The organism is Gordonia tangerina (assembly GCF_021556435.1).
Lineage (GTDB): Bacteria > Actinomycetota > Actinomycetes > Mycobacteriales > Mycobacteriaceae > Gordonia > Gordonia tangerina.
In genome coordinates this window covers 1-13,290 of record NZ_JAKGCU010000020.1, presented here as the reverse complement: position 1 = coordinate 13,290, position 13,290 = coordinate 1, and the positions used below count along the sequence as shown (strand labels likewise).

19 protein-coding genes and 1 pseudogene are annotated in these 13,290 nt (G+C 65.2%); 14 read left to right on the top strand and 6 right to left on the bottom strand.

Going from position 1 to position 13,290, the window contains the following annotated elements; all coding sequences use genetic code 11:
- Positions 1-37 precede the first annotated feature (37 nt).
- Both L1892_RS18230 and L1892_RS18225 read right to left on the bottom strand, forming a co-directional pair.
- Positions 38-871: an aldo/keto reductase gene (locus L1892_RS18230; RefSeq protein WP_235725062.1), complete on the bottom strand. Its 834-nt coding sequence runs from the start codon at positions 869-871 to the stop codon at positions 38-40.
- 65 nt (positions 872-936) lie between these two features.
- Positions 937-1,878 (bottom strand): NADP-dependent oxidoreductase, encoded by a 942-nt coding sequence (locus tag L1892_RS18225; RefSeq protein WP_235725061.1) that lies wholly within the window; start codon positions 1,876-1,878, stop codon positions 937-939.
- Positions 1,879-2,117: 239 nt separating this feature from the next.
- Here L1892_RS18225 and L1892_RS18220 point away from each other — a divergent pair, with 239 nt between their 5' ends.
- Complete coding sequence (locus L1892_RS18220) at positions 2,118-2,600, top strand: SRPBCC family protein (protein ID WP_308191722.1); 483 nt, start codon at positions 2,118-2,120, stop codon at positions 2,598-2,600.
- 14 nt (positions 2,601-2,614) lie between these two features.
- Here L1892_RS18220 and L1892_RS18215 read toward each other — a convergent pair whose 3' ends face one another.
- On the bottom strand, positions 2,615-3,088 hold the full coding sequence (locus L1892_RS18215; protein ID WP_235725059.1) for an NUDIX hydrolase: 474 nt from the start codon (positions 3,086-3,088) through the stop codon (positions 2,615-2,617).
- A gap of 116 nt (positions 3,089-3,204) precedes the next feature.
- On the opposite strand from L1892_RS18215, the gene L1892_RS18210 reads away from it, so the two are divergent.
- The 7 genes from L1892_RS18210 (at position 3,205) to L1892_RS18180 (ending at position 7,039) form a co-directional block, all read left to right on the top strand.
- The gene (locus L1892_RS18210) at positions 3,205-3,744 is read left to right on the top strand and encodes a hypothetical protein (RefSeq protein ID WP_235725058.1); all 540 of its coding nucleotides are present in this window, start codon (positions 3,205-3,207) and stop codon (positions 3,742-3,744) included.
- Positions 3,745-3,806: 62 nt separating this feature from the next.
- Positions 3,807-4,022 carry a hypothetical protein gene (locus L1892_RS18205; protein ID WP_235725057.1) on the top strand — a complete coding sequence of 72 codons (216 nt, stop codon included), beginning with the start codon at positions 3,807-3,809 and terminating at the stop codon, positions 4,020-4,022.
- A gap of 20 nt (positions 4,023-4,042) precedes the next feature.
- Complete coding sequence (locus L1892_RS18200; RefSeq protein ID WP_235725056.1) at positions 4,043-4,552, top strand: O-acetyl-ADP-ribose deacetylase; 510 nt, start codon at positions 4,043-4,045, stop codon at positions 4,550-4,552.
- A 124-nt stretch (positions 4,553-4,676) separates the two neighbouring features.
- Entirely contained in the window at positions 4,677-5,399 is a 723-nt protein-coding gene (locus tag L1892_RS18195) for an LpqN/LpqT family lipoprotein (RefSeq protein WP_235725055.1), read from the top strand.
- A gap of 65 nt (positions 5,400-5,464) precedes the next feature.
- Positions 5,465-5,755 (top strand): hypothetical protein, encoded by a 291-nt coding sequence (locus L1892_RS18190; RefSeq protein WP_235725054.1) that lies wholly within the window; start codon positions 5,465-5,467, stop codon positions 5,753-5,755.
- Between the two features lie 79 nt (positions 5,756-5,834).
- Positions 5,835-6,698 carry a ParA family protein gene (locus L1892_RS18185; protein ID WP_235725053.1) on the top strand — a complete coding sequence of 288 codons (864 nt, stop codon included), beginning with the start codon at positions 5,835-5,837 and terminating at the stop codon, positions 6,696-6,698.
- 71 nt (positions 6,699-6,769) lie between these two features.
- On the top strand, positions 6,770-7,039 hold the full coding sequence (locus L1892_RS18180; RefSeq protein ID WP_235725124.1) for a GlsB/YeaQ/YmgE family stress response membrane protein: 270 nt from the start codon (positions 6,770-6,772) through the stop codon (positions 7,037-7,039).
- Between the two features lie 93 nt (positions 7,040-7,132).
- Here L1892_RS18180 and L1892_RS18175 read toward each other — a convergent pair whose 3' ends face one another.
- Together L1892_RS18175 and L1892_RS18170 are read right to left on the bottom strand one after the other, a co-directional pair.
- A complete protein-coding gene (locus tag L1892_RS18175) occupies positions 7,133-7,978 on the bottom strand; it encodes a DUF222 domain-containing protein (RefSeq protein ID WP_372475208.1) in 846 nt (281 codons plus the stop codon).
- A 125-nt stretch (positions 7,979-8,103) separates the two neighbouring features.
- Positions 8,104-9,384 (bottom strand): integrase core domain-containing protein, encoded by a 1,281-nt coding sequence (locus L1892_RS18170; protein WP_435948558.1) that lies wholly within the window; start codon positions 9,382-9,384, stop codon positions 8,104-8,106.
- 156 nt (positions 9,385-9,540) lie between these two features.
- On the opposite strand from L1892_RS18170, the gene L1892_RS18165 reads away from it, so the two are divergent.
- Genes L1892_RS18165 through L1892_RS18145 form a run of 5 tightly spaced genes read left to right on the top strand, consistent with a single transcriptional unit; the run spans position 9,541 to position 12,553 of the window.
- A complete protein-coding gene (locus L1892_RS18165) occupies positions 9,541-9,903 on the top strand; it encodes an ArsR/SmtB family transcription factor (protein ID WP_007240805.1) in 363 nt (120 codons plus the stop codon).
- Positions 9,900-11,003 carry an ACR3 family arsenite efflux transporter gene (arsB, locus tag L1892_RS18160; RefSeq protein WP_005179505.1) on the top strand — a complete coding sequence of 368 codons (1,104 nt, stop codon included), beginning with the start codon at positions 9,900-9,902 and terminating at the stop codon, positions 11,001-11,003. The genes L1892_RS18165 and arsB overlap by 4 nt, the downstream gene beginning before the upstream one ends.
- Positions 10,996-11,679 carry an arsenate reductase ArsC gene (locus tag L1892_RS18155; RefSeq protein ID WP_005179509.1) on the top strand — a complete coding sequence of 228 codons (684 nt, stop codon included), beginning with the start codon at positions 10,996-10,998 and terminating at the stop codon, positions 11,677-11,679. Before arsB ends, L1892_RS18155 begins: the two co-directional genes overlap by 8 nt.
- A gap of 41 nt (positions 11,680-11,720) precedes the next feature.
- Positions 11,721-12,146, top strand: coding sequence for an arsenate reductase ArsC (locus tag L1892_RS18150; protein WP_012834432.1), 426 nt, complete (start codon positions 11,721-11,723; stop codon positions 12,144-12,146).
- Positions 12,143-12,553: an arsenate-mycothiol transferase ArsC gene (locus L1892_RS18145; protein WP_005179518.1), complete on the top strand. Its 411-nt coding sequence runs from the start codon at positions 12,143-12,145 to the stop codon at positions 12,551-12,553. Before L1892_RS18150 ends, L1892_RS18145 begins: the two co-directional genes overlap by 4 nt.
- 22 nt (positions 12,554-12,575) lie before the next feature.
- On the opposite strand, the gene L1892_RS18140 is transcribed toward L1892_RS18145, so the two are convergent.
- Positions 12,576-13,061 carry an ArsI/CadI family heavy metal resistance metalloenzyme gene (locus L1892_RS18140; protein WP_005179519.1) on the bottom strand — a complete coding sequence of 162 codons (486 nt, stop codon included), beginning with the start codon at positions 13,059-13,061 and terminating at the stop codon, positions 12,576-12,578.
- Between the two features lie 97 nt (positions 13,062-13,158).
- Here L1892_RS18140 and L1892_RS18135 point away from each other — a divergent pair.
- Positions 13,159-13,290: pseudogene (locus L1892_RS18135) on the top strand (Rv2640c family ArsR-like transcriptional regulator); the annotation flags it as partial.

Here is a 13,290-nt window from a genome sequence, read left to right as displayed (position 1 = left end):
TCCGGTCCGACCTCCTGTCACGGACGGTCCGACCTCATCACGGGATGTAGTTGAACTCGTCCGGGTTCGGTCCGCGACGACGGTCCTTGTTCATCCCGTCGATGGCGGCCATGTCCTCAGGTGAGAGGTCGAAGTCGAACAACGCGAAGTTCTCCTCGACGCGTGAACGGGTCACCGACTTCGGGAACACGATGTCGCCGCGCTGGATGTGCCACCGCAATGTGACCTGTGCCGGGGTGCGGTTCTTCTCGCCGGCGATCTTGGTGAGGACCGGGTCGTCGAGGACGTCGCCCTGCGCGATCGGCGACCACGCCTCGGTGGCGATTCCATGCTCGGAATTGAACGCGCGCAATGAATTCTGAATCAGATAGGGGTGCACCTCGATCTGATTCACCGCGGGCACCACGTCGGTCTCGGCGAACAGTCGCTCGAGGTGGGCCTGCTGGAAGTTCGACACGCCGATGGCGCGGGCCTTGCCCTCGGAATGGATCTTCTCCAGTGCGCGCCACGTCTCGACATAGTCGACATCGATGCCGGGCAACGGCCAATGGATGAGGAAAAGGTCCACGGCCTCGACACCGAGGTCGGCCAGCGTCTGTTCGGTGGCGCGCAGCGCGTCGTCGTGGGCGTGGTAGCCGTTGTTGAGCTTGCTGGTGACGAAGATCTGTTCACGAGGGATGCCGGATTCGGCGACCGCCTGACCGACCTCCTTCTCGTTGCCGTACATCTCGGCGGTATCGATGTGGCGGTAACCCACTTCGAGCGCGGCAAGGGTGGCGGCCTTGGTGTCCTCCGGCGGTATCTGGAATACGCCGAAGCCCAGCTGTGGGATCTCGACGCCGTTGTTGAGGGTGATGGTGGGTACTGACATGGGTGATGTCACCTTCCTCGTCAAATCGAAAATTGCACCGTTCTGTGTGGTCGTACCCGGTGGTCTCAGGGCACGAGGATGAATTTGCCTCGCGGATGGCCGATCTCGAGCTCGGTGAGCGCGACCGCGGCGTCGGCGAGCGGGAACGTCTTGGCCACTTCGGTGACCAGCGAACCGTCGGCGGCGCTCGCGATCAACGGTTCCACCGCTTCGGCACGATGGCGGCGACTACTCGGTGTGCTGCCGTTGACCAGGACGATGCCGTCGGACGCGCGGCCGAATGCGGCGATGCTGACGATCTTGCCGGGGTTGTCGACGAGTTCGAGCGAGGTGTCGATCGCCTCGTCGGTACCGGTGGTGTCGATCACCGATGTGATCGGACCCGGAGCGGCATCGCGGACGCGGTCGAGCAACCCGTCGCCATAGGTCACCGGGATCGCCCCGAGGGACCGAAGATGATCGTGGTTGCGCGCAGACGCAGTCGCGAGCACAGTCGCACCTGATGCCCGGGCCAATTGGATCGCGATGACGCCGACCGCCCCCGATCCGCCGTGGACCAGGACGACGTCCCCACTCTCGACGTGTGCGGTGCGCACGGTGTCGGCTGCGGTGACCCCCACCAACAGGAGGCCGGCCGCTTGCTCGAAATCGAGCTCGTCGGGGATGCGGTGCACGGAGGTCAGGTCGGCCGCCAGCCGGTCGGTGTAAGCGCCCTGGGCTCGATAGACGATCACCCGGTCCCCGACGGACAACATGCCGTCCGGGGTCACGGCGCCGTCGCCGACCGCCGAGATCACCCCGGCTGCCTCGAAGCCGATCGGCAGCGGCAGTCGGGAATGGTCTCCGCCCATCTCACCTCGGACTGTCTTGGCGTCGGCAGGGTTCACCCCGATCGCCTTGGTCTCGACGATCGCATGGCCCGGGCCGGGCAACGGTGGCTCCGTCTGCACCAGCTCCAAGGCCTCGGCGGGGGGACCGTAACGGGTCGCGACGATTCTGTGGGCCATGCCCCGTTCAAGGTCGCGACGCCCCCGGAGTATTCCAGCAGTCTCGGACTCACTGGTGACGGGCGCGATAGGGGACAATCGGCCGAAGCCTCGAGGTGCACGCGGCAGGCCTGGTGCAGGTGGGCTCGGTGGGCACATATTGAGTGGGCAAGTACTTGGTGGGCACGTGATGACCAGGAGGAAACAGCACGACGCTCGTCCCCAGCGGACGCCGCCGACTGCGCCCGGAGGGCGACGCGGTGGAGTTCACCCGCACCTATCGCACACCGATTTCAGACGTCTGGGCGGCAGTGACGGAATCGGACAGACTGGCCCGGTGGATCGGGTTCTACACCGGTGACCCGACGCAGGGTTACGTCCAGTTCACCATGAATGCGGAGGGCGAGGACAACATGATCCCCGTGCGCTACGACATCCGTCGGTGCGAACCGCCGCGAGTCCTCCAGATCCGCGCCACCGACGACTTCGGCACCTGGGATCTGGTCGTGGAGATGGTCGAGGCCGACGGCATCACCACCGTGACTCTCGCTGAGATGGTCAACGACCCGACGGCGATCGAGAACACCGGACCGGGCTGGGAGTACTACCTGGACAGGCTGACTGCCGTGATGCACGAAACCGACCCGGCCGCAGTCGATTTCGACGACTACTATCCGGCGCAGCGCGAGTACTACCGGCTCATCCAGCAAGCGATCGTCGACGACGCGACGTCGGCGAACTGATCAGAAGAACCCGATCAGCGACGAAACCAGGCTGCCTGATCGTCGCGCAGCGCCTTGTCGATGCGCAGCTGAGAAGTGGTGGCCAGGTCAGCGGGCAAGGCGTCCGGAGAGAACCACTCGACGGCGATGTTCTCGTCGTCGGCGGGAAGTGGCTCCCCGTCACGGTGGCGGGCGAGGAAGCAGACATCGAGATACTGCGTCTGATCCCCGTTCGGATAGGTGATCATCGGGGTGACGTCGACACTGGTCAGCCGCTGCACTTCGGCGCGTACCCCGGTCTCCTCGGAGATCTCGCGCAGGATCGCACGTGCGGGCTCCTCCCCGGGTTCCAACACCCCCGACACCACCGCCCACTGACAGGTGTCGGCGCGGTGGGTCAGCAGTATTCGTCCATCGGAGTCGAGTACGACGGCACTGACGCCGGAGAGCCACAGTGGGCGGTGGCCGACGTGATGGCGCAGATCGCGGATGAATTCGGGAATCGGCACCCGTTCATCCTGCCGGTGCCGACGGAACCCGGCAAAAGGCGAGGTCGGGCGCGCGCGACGGAATTGTCGGTGCCAAGTGATTCACTGACCGCGATTCACTCACAGGAGGTGCGCACATGGACGAGTACCAGCCCGACCACACCGACGATCATGCCGATCGACGTCGACCGGACCGGCACCCGGCACACGCCGGACATCGCGCCCGGCGGCGGGCCGTGGACTGGCCGGCGATGGAGCGGTGGCTGGTGGAGTCGATGGCCGACATGGGGCGCGCTGCGATCCTCGACATCGGTCCGGCCGTTGCGCACCCCGACGACGAACATGACGTCGACTGCGCGCAGATCCAGGTGCTGGCCTCGCAGACCTATCTGGTCCGGTTGTCGACGACGCTGATGTCCGTACCGCTGCTCGCCTCGCAGACCGTCGGTCGCGACGCCCTCGACAGGTGGTTCTACGACGACACCTTCGCCGACTGCACCCACGGATTCCTGATGAGCCGTTCACGGCGGCGGGTCGCCGAGATCGTGGTCACCTGGTTCCGGGATCGGTGCGGATTCGCGGCGCCGGATGAGTTGGGATGCTCCTATCAGGCCTCGACCATCCTGCCGAGATCAGCGCCGACCGACCCCTCGGCGCAGCGTCAGGGATACCCCTGAACTTTCCCCGATTTCGCCTGCAGACAGGTGATTTTTCGCGCCAACCGGATCACAGTGGAGACATGACATCAACGAATCCCAACGGAACCACCAACAGCGGCATGACCTTCTGGAAGGTCCTCGGCGTCATCGCAGTGGTGCTACTCGCGCTCGCGATGGTGGGCCCACTGCTCAAGGGCCTGTTCTGGATCGCACTGCTCGGATTGGCGATCTACGGCGCATTCGCGTTGTACAAGGCGCGCTCGCGAAAGAACACCAACGGACCTGCGTCCTTCTGACCGATCGATAGCTTGGACGCATGACCACCATCGAGGTCACCATCGGCGATATCACCACCCAACGCGTCGACGCGATCGTCAACGCGGCGAACTCGTCGCTGCTCGGTGGCGGAGGTGTCGATGGAGCGATCCACCGCGCGGGCGGCCCGGCGATCCTGGCCGAATGCCGATTGCTGCGGGAGACGTCGCTGCCGTCCGGGCTCGAATCCGGCGCGGCCGTCGCGACCACCGGGGGCGACCTTCCGGCGCAATGGGTCATCCATACCGTCGGTCCGGTCTACGCCCCCGGCGAAGACCGGTCGTCTGTCCTCCGTTCCTGCTACACCCGAAGCCTTCGGTTGGCGCACGCCCTCGGCGCGGCATCGGTGGCATTTCCGCTGATCTCGGGCGGTGCCTATGGCTGGCCGGTCGACGATGCCGTCCAGCAGCAGGTTCGCGCTGTCAAAGGTGCGGATTCGACTGTCGAATCCGTTACGCTCGTGGCGTTTTCAAGCCGGATCGCCGACATCACACGCCGCATCCTCGCCTGAACCCCACATCGGGCGTCGCCCGACTATCCTCTGTGCGTGGCCGACTCAACGGGACCTGACTCAGCCGAATGCGGCGCGACCGTTCGCTGCGCGCACGGTGCATGCCTGAGGTGCGGATCGGCCGATGACCACTGACACCGGCAATGCCCCCGGTGCGGTCGGGGACGGCGCCGTGTTCGGGTCAGGTGACTGCCCCGCTCATGTCGAGTCACTTTCCGCACGTGCTCGTGATGACGCGGACACGCCGCCGGTGGAGCCGACCGTCCTGCGACCCCCTCGATTCGCCTACAGCTCGGCCGAGTGGCATCGCGCGGGTCGTCGGCAGTCGCAGTCGACCGACATCCCGATTCTGGATCGACTCGCACAGATGTCGGTGAGCGCAAGTCGCGTCACCGACGCCGACACCATTCCCGGCGAAATCCTGGTAGACGTCGACGACGACACCTGGAGCAGCGTGCTGGCGCCCGGCTATCTGCGGTTGTACCTCGCCGGCCATGGCCACGACGGCACCATCGCGATCGTGTTGACCCGCTTCGTCATCGATCACGCCGTAGCTGTGTCCGAGCTCATGGATCACGCGTTTGTCGAGGCTCGTTCATTGCCCGAGTGGGACGAGAGCGAAGCCACGCGTACTCAGCCGGGTTTCCGCACCGAGGGATCGTCGGTCCAGTCGGGAACCTACGTCGGTGATGACGAGACCTGGTTCTGTGCCATCCGGTATGCCGCCTACCGTCGCGGAAACGTCGCATATCTGCTGCACGCCACCGGAACCGCCCCGGCGCGCGAGGGTGCTGCGTTCCGCCGATCGATTACCGCCGCCGTCAGTTCGGTCCGATTCGACGACTGATCGGGACAGCCGCCCGATTCGCCGATGGTCGACACACCAGCAGTTCAACACCGACAGGGGAGGACATGGTCCGACGCAGCGACCGAGTGGACGATCTCGAGCAGGTCTTGGCCGCCGACGCGGTCTTCGCCGACGACCCGGACGATCAGGGCTGGCTGACCGCTCGCGCCGCCGATCAGCAGATCTATGTGCGGATGGGCGATTTCCCCGATGAGGATCTCTGGTCACTCTGGCTCGGAGATGGGCGATGGATGGACTTCACGGTCGCACCGGCGCGTTGGACGCTCCGGATACCGGGACGTCGGCGCCCGACCGGAACGCGCCCACGACTCCCGAAGAACGAGTTCCACGAATGACCCTGGGCTCGCAGCTGCCCGGTGTACCGCCGATCCGGGATACGCTGTCCACCGAAACTGCCAGCACACGGGGTGGGCCATGCCGACGGCGATCGCGACCATCAGCCTCAAGGGAGGTGTCGGCAAGACGACGCTGACTGCCGGTGTGGCCGAATTCCTGGCCGAGTTCGGGCAGCGTGTTCTGCTGGTGGATCTCGACGCGCAGACGAACCTCACCACCATGATGATCGGACAGGACCGGTGGCTGCAATGCAACAAGCGGGGACACACACTGGCGACGCTGTTCGCGGACGCACTCGACGACACCAGGCGTTTCGATCTCGACACGACGCTTCAGCGCGATGTGTCACCCGTCGAGTCGGTGCGGGGTGTGGACCTGTTGCCGGCCTCCCTCGACTTCATCGAGTTGCAGGAGGAACTGAGTGCACGCCGTGTGGCCGCCGACGACCACGCCGCGCTGATCGACGTGCTGCGTCGCGCGGTTGCCGCGATCGCCGACAATTACGACTTCATCCTCATCGACTGCCCGCCGAATGTCGGTCCGTTCAGTCTCAACGGTCTCTCGCTGGCCGATGCCTATGTGATTCCGACGATCCCGGACGTGTTGTCGACGTACGCGATCGGTCATGTTCAGCGTCAGGTCGCCGACTTCGGAAGGGAAATCGGCCGTAAGATCACCGAATTGGGTGTGGTGGTGACCAAGTTCCGCGCTGCGGCGACACTTCACCAGGACACGGTCTTACGGCTCCGTCGGGACCCGTCGATACAGAACGTACTGCCCGCGTACCTCCACGAGGCCAACGTGATCGGTGCCGCAGCGGAGTACCGGCCGTACGTGAACCTGCGCGCCAAGTACGGCCATCACGGGCACTTCGAGCAGTTCCGGGGCGTGACACAGGCACTGATGATCGAAGCGGCCGCGAAGGTCTCGTCCACCGCGTAGCGTCGAGTCGGGTGTGCGACCGAACGCGGTCTGGTCCAGCTGCCGCCGCGTACCGACCAGGTGGAGGAATGATGCTCGGACTCGGAATCATCGGATGGATCATCGTGGGCGGCCTTGCCGGGTGGATCGCCAGCATGATCATGAAGACCAACGCTCAGATGGGCATTCTGCTCAACATCGTGGTGGGCATCGTCGGTGGCCTGCTCGGAGGGTTCATCCTCGCCCTGTTCGGCGTCGATGTGGAGGGCGGCGGACTGATCTTCAGTTTCGTGACCTGTCTCGCCGGGGCCTGCCTGCTGCTGTGGATTGTCGGCCTCGTGCGTGGTCGATCGAAGGTGTGACCACCCTGCGGTCAGTGACCGCCCCGCGGCCAGTGGCGCTGGTGTACAGGCGGTGCGCGAGGCAGGCCTCCATGACCGAGATGGGTTGGGGGATCATCTCGGTGAGTTCGAATGAGTTGAGACGCTGCGGCGGCGCCTGTGCTGGTGGTGGGTGGATGCGGGCGCGTGCCTGTTCGAGGGTCGGGTTCGCTGTTGCGTCGCCACCACACGCGGCCGGCGTCGGGGCCGTCGGTGTAGACCCCGGCGGTGAACTGGCCCGGGTTTTGCCGACCATCCGGTTGTGGGGGCCACAGGCGGGGGCGAGGTCGACGATGTCGGTGTTGCCGCCGTCGGCGAAGTCACGCACGGCGTGATGCATCTCCGCGTGGGCGGCGGGCTGATCGCAGTCGGGTGCTGAGCACACGTGCCCGTCGGGGCGGGCGAAAGACACCAACCGTTGCGCGCGGGTGGCGAGTCGGGGTCGTCGGGATTGTTGAGGCCGGGTGTGGCCCATACCGCCCACAGCGTTTCGATCAGGGCGCGGGTTTCCGGGTCGAGGTGACCGGTTAGTTTCGACATCTGCTGGGCGTCTTGCCGGTTGACCCACACGTTACGACGTCGTTTACGGTCACTGCCGTCGGACAACTCGCCGTCGGGGTCGAGGTTGTCGAGTAGCCGCTGCCCGAGTTCACCGATCTCGGCGGGCGTGTGCTCACGCGCCAACCCGGCCAGGGTGGCCTCGGCGGCCACCTTCTTGTCATGCGGCAACCGATCCACCACCGCATCCAGCTCGGCGAGCAGACCCGGCACCTCCGACAACGACCCCGCCGACACCGACCCAGAAGGTACCGAATCAGGGGGTACCGAATCATGGGGCACCGAATCAGGCGGCGCAGAGTCGGTGGGCGCAGACTTGGTGGGCGCGGCATCGGTTGCATCACACTCATGAAACTCGGCCATACTCACCCCCGACTGACCGTTCCGAACGTATGTTCGATAATGCCGCAACCAGTCGAACCCGCAACTGTGATGTATCGGGACATCGGTGACGTTTCTGCATCTGGACATTGGTGACACTTGGTGTGTCAGGACTTCGGTGACGGTGCGGTCTTCTTGGTGGGGCGTGGGCCGCGGGGTTGTCGATTTCCGACGTAGGTGATTCCTGGGGCGGGTCGGGGGTGTTCGACGAGGACTTCGCCTTCGGTGTTGGCGATGACGATTGTGTTGTCGTCGGTGACAACGAGGACCTGGTCGAAGGCGTGGTCCACATCGACCAAGTAGGTGACTGCGTCCACGCTGATGGTGCCGGAGGTGCTGACAGTTCTGGCCAGGACGCCGTCGGGTAGGTCGGTGGGTTGCCGCTGTGCGGGCCGAGGGCGTGGTGTCGGCGGATCGAGCAACGGCCGACCGAATTTGGGGTGTGGCGCGTCGGCTTTCGGTGTTGCCTGCCAGGCGGTCAACGGTGTGACCCGCCCGGGCAGTCCTTGGTGAGGCCGCTCGGTGTTGTAGATGTGGTCGAACGCGTCGACCTGGGCCTGCAACTCGGCCAGGGTGTCGGCAAGTGGCTGTTTGTCCAGGTAGCGGAACAGTGTCTGGTGGAAGCGTTCGTTCTTGCCCTGCGTGGTGGGCTTGTAGGGCTTGCCGGTGATTGTTTCGACTCCGAGCGCGTGGGCGTGTTCGACGAGTTGACCGATGCGGCCGCGGCGTGAGGGGTTGAAAGCGGGCCCGTTGTCGGTGAGGAGTCGCTGGGGCACGCCGTGAGCGGTCACCGCCTTGTCGAACACCGCGATCGCGGCGTCGGAGGTCTCACCGGCGGCCACGTGGGAGCCCACGGCGTAGCGAGAGTGATCGTCGATCAGTTGCAGGATGACGCACGTACGTCCGCCGGTCAGAACGTATTCGGTGCCGTCGAGTTGCCAGCACGCATTCGGTGCGGGATAGACGAACCGCCGCCACGCCGAGCGGGGCTTCTTTTTCGGTTCACGCCGGGCTACTCCGGCATCGCGGAAGATGCGGGCCAGCGATGCTGTCGAGGGGACCTGTGCCATGCCCATCGACCGCATCTTGTCGTGCACGCTGATCGGTCCGTGGTCCAGACCCGACCTTTCCAAGGCGGCGCGCACCGCCACCGCTTGTGACTTGACCTCGTCACTGAGCGCTGACGGGCTCGACTTTGGGCGGCGGGTCCGCGGTTCGAGGGCTGCCGCGGGCCCCTCGACTTTGGCGCGTTTACGCAGCTCGTAGAACGACTTTCGAGAAATTCCGTGTTCGACGCAGAATGTTGAGACCGCTCCGCGGGGTGCATCATCAGGCCACTGCGAGATAGCTAGCCGGACGACAGGGTCGATAGGTTCATTAACAGCCACCGTCTGAGCGTTGAATGCGGCACGTGAGCTGACCCGAGGATGGCGGTTCGATCGGAGCCCAACCGGTTGCTTGTCGTGGACACCAACGCGAAAGCGCAAGCCTGCTTCCAGGTCGGCCACCTTGTCGCCTGCATCGACGTGTGTCAATATTGACGCGTGTCGAATAAGAATCTCCTGCTGCCACCCGGCCGCGGCCTCAGTAGCGACGAGACCGGGGCTGTCACCCCACTGTTGAAGGCACTCGCTGATCCGGTTCGACTGCGGTTGCTGTCGGAGGTCGCTGCGCATCCGGGCGGCGAGGCGTGCGTGTGCGACATCTCCGGGCCGTTCGAGCTGTCGCAGCCGACGATCTCGCACCATCTGAAGGTGCTGCGCCAGGCGGGTCTGGTGACCAGCGAGCGCCGCGCGACCTGGGTGTACTACCGGGTGAACACCGAAGCGCTGCAACAACTGTCGGGCCTGCTGGGCGATCTCGCCACGGTCGTGGGGGAAACGCGGTCGTGTGAGGCCGACCAGTGACCGCCACCGACACCGCGGTCGCGGGCAAGTTGTCGACGCTGGACCGGTTTCTGCCGGTGTGGATCGGCGCCGCGATGGTCGCCGGACTGCTGCTCGGTCGAGTCGTCCCCGGCCTGGGTGACACTTTGGCGGCGGTCGAGCTCGACGGCATCTCGCTGCCGATCGCCCTCGGATTGCTGATCATGATGTATCCGGTGCTGGCCAAGGTGCGCTACGACCGACTCGACTCGGTCACCGGTGATCGTCGCCTGCTACTCGGGTCGTTGGCGTTGAACTGGATCATCGGACCGGCGTTGATGTTCGCGCTGGCCTGGCTCCTGCTCCCGGATCTGCCGGAGTACCGGACCGGACTGATCATCGTCGGCCTGGCCCGATGCATCGCGATGGTCATCATCTGGAACGACCTGGCGTGCGGCGACCGCGAAGCCGCTGCTGTTCTCGTCGCACTGAACTCGGTGTTCCAGGTGGTCATGTTCGCCGTGCTGGGTTGGTTCTACCTCTCGGTGTTGCCCGGATGGCTGGGCCTGGAGCAGACCACCATCGACACCTCGCCGTGGCAGATCGCGAAGTCGGTGCTGATCTTCCTCGGTATACCCCTGGTCGCAGGCTTCCTCACCCGCCGCATCGGCGAGCGAACCAAAGGCCGCGACTGGTACGAGTCCTCGTTCCTGCCGCGTCTCGGGCCGTGGGCCCTTTACGGGTTGCTGTTCACCATCGTCATCCTGTTCGCGTTGCAAGGTGAGCAGATCACGTCGCAGCCGTGGGACGTCGTGCGGATCGCTCTGCCGCTGCTGATCTACTTCGCGGTGATGTGGGGCGGTGGGTTCGTGCTCGGGGCCGCGATGGGGCTGGGGTATGCGCGAACCACCACGCTGGCGTTCACCGCCGCGGGCAACAACTTCGAGCTCGCCATCGCCGTCGCGATCGCCACCTACGGTGCAACATCCGGCCAGGCCCTGGCCGGAGTCATCGGACCACTCATCGAGGTCCCCGTCCTCGTCGCCCTCGTGTACGTGTCCCTGGCACTGCGGAAACGCTTCACCACCCCAACCACTGCCTCCAGCCCGGATGTGTCGAAGGAGCCGGCTCGCGATGCCTGAGGATCTGTTGGACGAGCAGCTAAGTCGCAGTGAACACCGCGCGCAGCCCGAACTGTTGATGCCCCATGCCGTGCTCGCCCGTACCGCCGCTGACCTGGCCGCCAAGTATGAGGGGGTGGTGTCTCGCCAGACGGTGGAACGCTGTGTGTTCGAGTCCTACACCGCCTTACGGCGCACCTCCCGGGTGCATGCGCACCTGACGACCTTGGCGGGCAGGTTCGCGGCTGATCGGTTACGCGCCCTGGCCCAGTCCGATGGATCGGTGCCCAAGGATGTGCCCGAAGTTCTGTTCGTCTGCGTCCAGAACGCCGGCCGCTCACAGATGGCCGCCGGATTGTTGACCCACCACGCCGCCGGGCGGGTACACGTGCGCTCCGCCGGGTCAGCCCCCGCGCACTCGATCAACCCGACCGTCGTCGAAGCAATGACCGAGATCGGCGTCGACATGGGCACGCAGTACCCCAAACCGCTCACCGACGATGTAGTCGCCGCCGCCGACGTGGTCGTAGCCATGGGTTGCGGCGACGCGTGTCCGATCTATCCCGGCAAACGCTATCTGGACTGGACGGTCGCGGACCCCCAGGGCCGTCCCCTCGACGAGGTTCGCGCGATCCGCGACGATCTTGACGCCCGAGTTCGTGGTCTTCTCACCGAACTCACCACCGAACGTGTGTGACGTATCTGATGTTCCTTCACAGCTGAAAGGGCTTGTGTCTCATGTCTACATCTCGACCTAGGGTGCTATTTGTGTGTGTCCACAACGCTGGCCGCTCGCAGATGGCCGCCGGTTTCCTCACCGCCTTGAGCCAGGGCAGCGTCGAGGTCCGCTCCGCCGGATCTGCTCCCGCCGACTCCATCAACCCGGCCGCGGTCGAGGCGATGGCTGAAGTCGGTATCGACATCTCCGCACAGTCACCGAAGATCCTCACCCCCGACACCGTCGAATCCTCCGACGTCGTGATCACCATGGGCTGTGGCGATGCATGCCCGGTGTTCCCCGGCGTCAGCTACCGGGACTGGGCTCTCGACGACCCAGCCGGCCAAGGCATCGACGCGGTCCGCCCCATCCGCGATCAGATCCGCGGACTCGTCGCGAACCTCCTCGACGAACTGGTACCCGCCGACCAGCAAGTCGGCCAATGAGCACACCACCGCAGGTGTTGTTCGTGTGCGTGTCCAACCGCGGCAAATCGGTGATGGCCGAACACCTCACACCGACAGTCACCGACCGGATCACCCCATCCTCAGCCGGCACCAACGCGAAAATCGGCGGCCAGGTCAACGAACTGTCCGCCCAGGTACTCGCCGAAGTCGGCGCCGACGTCGTCGGACATCAGCCGCGGCAACTCACCGATGAACTGATGCAAGCCGTGGACCTGGTCGTGGTGGTCGGCACCGCCGAGGTCACCCCACCCGACGGCGTCGCCCTCGAAGTGTGGGACACCGACGAACCCTCCGGACGGGGCATCGACGGTATCGAACGAATGCGGCTGATCCGCGACGACATCACCAACCGGATCCGCGCCCTCGCCGACCGCATCGCGCGGTAGGCGAGAACGCGAACCGAGGCTGTCAGCAGCAGGCTGTGCGCGCCTCGGCCTGGTCTGCGGCGTTGCCGCCGCAGCACACCGAACCCTGCTCGGCGTCCTCGGTGGCGTTCTGTTCCAACAGTTTCGGGCTGGTCCCGAACGTCTCGGAGTCAGCCAGCACGGTGTAGACCTCCCACTTCTCCTTCGCCGGCCCGGTCACCCACACCTTGTCCTGCGTCGCGAAACAACAGGTCGAGTTGATCTCCTCCTGGGTGAACAGACCCTCCCCGGACAACCGGGCGATCTCAGCGTGCACCTTCTCGCTCGACTCCACCTCGACGCCGAGATGGTTGATCGTGCCGCCCTGGCCGGGATTCTCCAGCAGCACCAGCTTCAGTGGCGGCTCGACGATCGCGAAGTTGGCGTATCCCGGCTTGCGCTTGGCCGGGGTGGTGTTGAACAGCTTGGAGTAGAACTCGATCGCGGTATCGAGATCATCGACATTGAGCGCGAGCTGCATACGGGACACGACCATCACCTTCACCTGTGAGACATATATCGAACTACTGACACCTGCAGGGTGCCACCTTTTCGACATATGTCAAGTACCAGGGTATGGTCGGGTCATGCCGAAGGCCCTGCCGATGGTCGACATCAGTGCCCCGATCTGCTGTGCGCCCGTGTCGGCGGCCCCTCTCGATGACGACACCGCCCTAGAAATCGCTCTGCGGCTCAAGGCGCTGGCCGATCCGGTCCGG

Coding starts and splice junctions, on each gene's coding strand:
- L1892_RS18195 (WP_235725055.1), top strand. CDS start 4,677: ATGACCACTGACACCGGCAATGCCCCCGGTGCGGTCGGGGACGGCGCC.
- L1892_RS18210 (WP_235725058.1), top strand. CDS start 3,205: ATGGACGAGTACCAGCCCGACCACACCGACGATCATGCCGATCGACGT.
- L1892_RS18150 (WP_012834432.1), top strand. CDS start 11,721: ATGTCTACATCTCGACCTAGGGTGCTATTTGTGTGTGTCCACAACGCT.
- L1892_RS18230 (WP_235725062.1), bottom strand. CDS start 871: ATGTCAGTACCCACCATCACCCTCAACAACGGCGTCGAGATCCCACAG.
- L1892_RS18175 (WP_372475208.1), bottom strand. CDS start 7,978: ATGGCCGAGTTTCATGAGTGTGATGCAACCGATGCCGCGCCCACCAAG.
- L1892_RS18205 (WP_235725057.1), top strand. CDS start 3,807: ATGACATCAACGAATCCCAACGGAACCACCAACAGCGGCATGACCTTC.
- L1892_RS18200 (WP_235725056.1), top strand. CDS start 4,043: ATGACCACCATCGAGGTCACCATCGGCGATATCACCACCCAACGCGTC.
- L1892_RS18155 (WP_005179509.1), top strand. CDS start 10,996: ATGCCTGAGGATCTGTTGGACGAGCAGCTAAGTCGCAGTGAACACCGC.
- L1892_RS18145 (WP_005179518.1), top strand. CDS start 12,143: ATGAGCACACCACCGCAGGTGTTGTTCGTGTGCGTGTCCAACCGCGGC.
- L1892_RS18190 (WP_235725054.1), top strand. CDS start 5,465: ATGGTCCGACGCAGCGACCGAGTGGACGATCTCGAGCAGGTCTTGGCC.
- L1892_RS18180 (WP_235725124.1), top strand. CDS start 6,770: ATGCTCGGACTCGGAATCATCGGATGGATCATCGTGGGCGGCCTTGCC.
- L1892_RS18225 (WP_235725061.1), bottom strand. CDS start 1,878: ATGGCCCACAGAATCGTCGCGACCCGTTACGGTCCCCCCGCCGAGGCC.
- L1892_RS18185 (WP_235725053.1), top strand. CDS start 5,835: ATGCCGACGGCGATCGCGACCATCAGCCTCAAGGGAGGTGTCGGCAAG.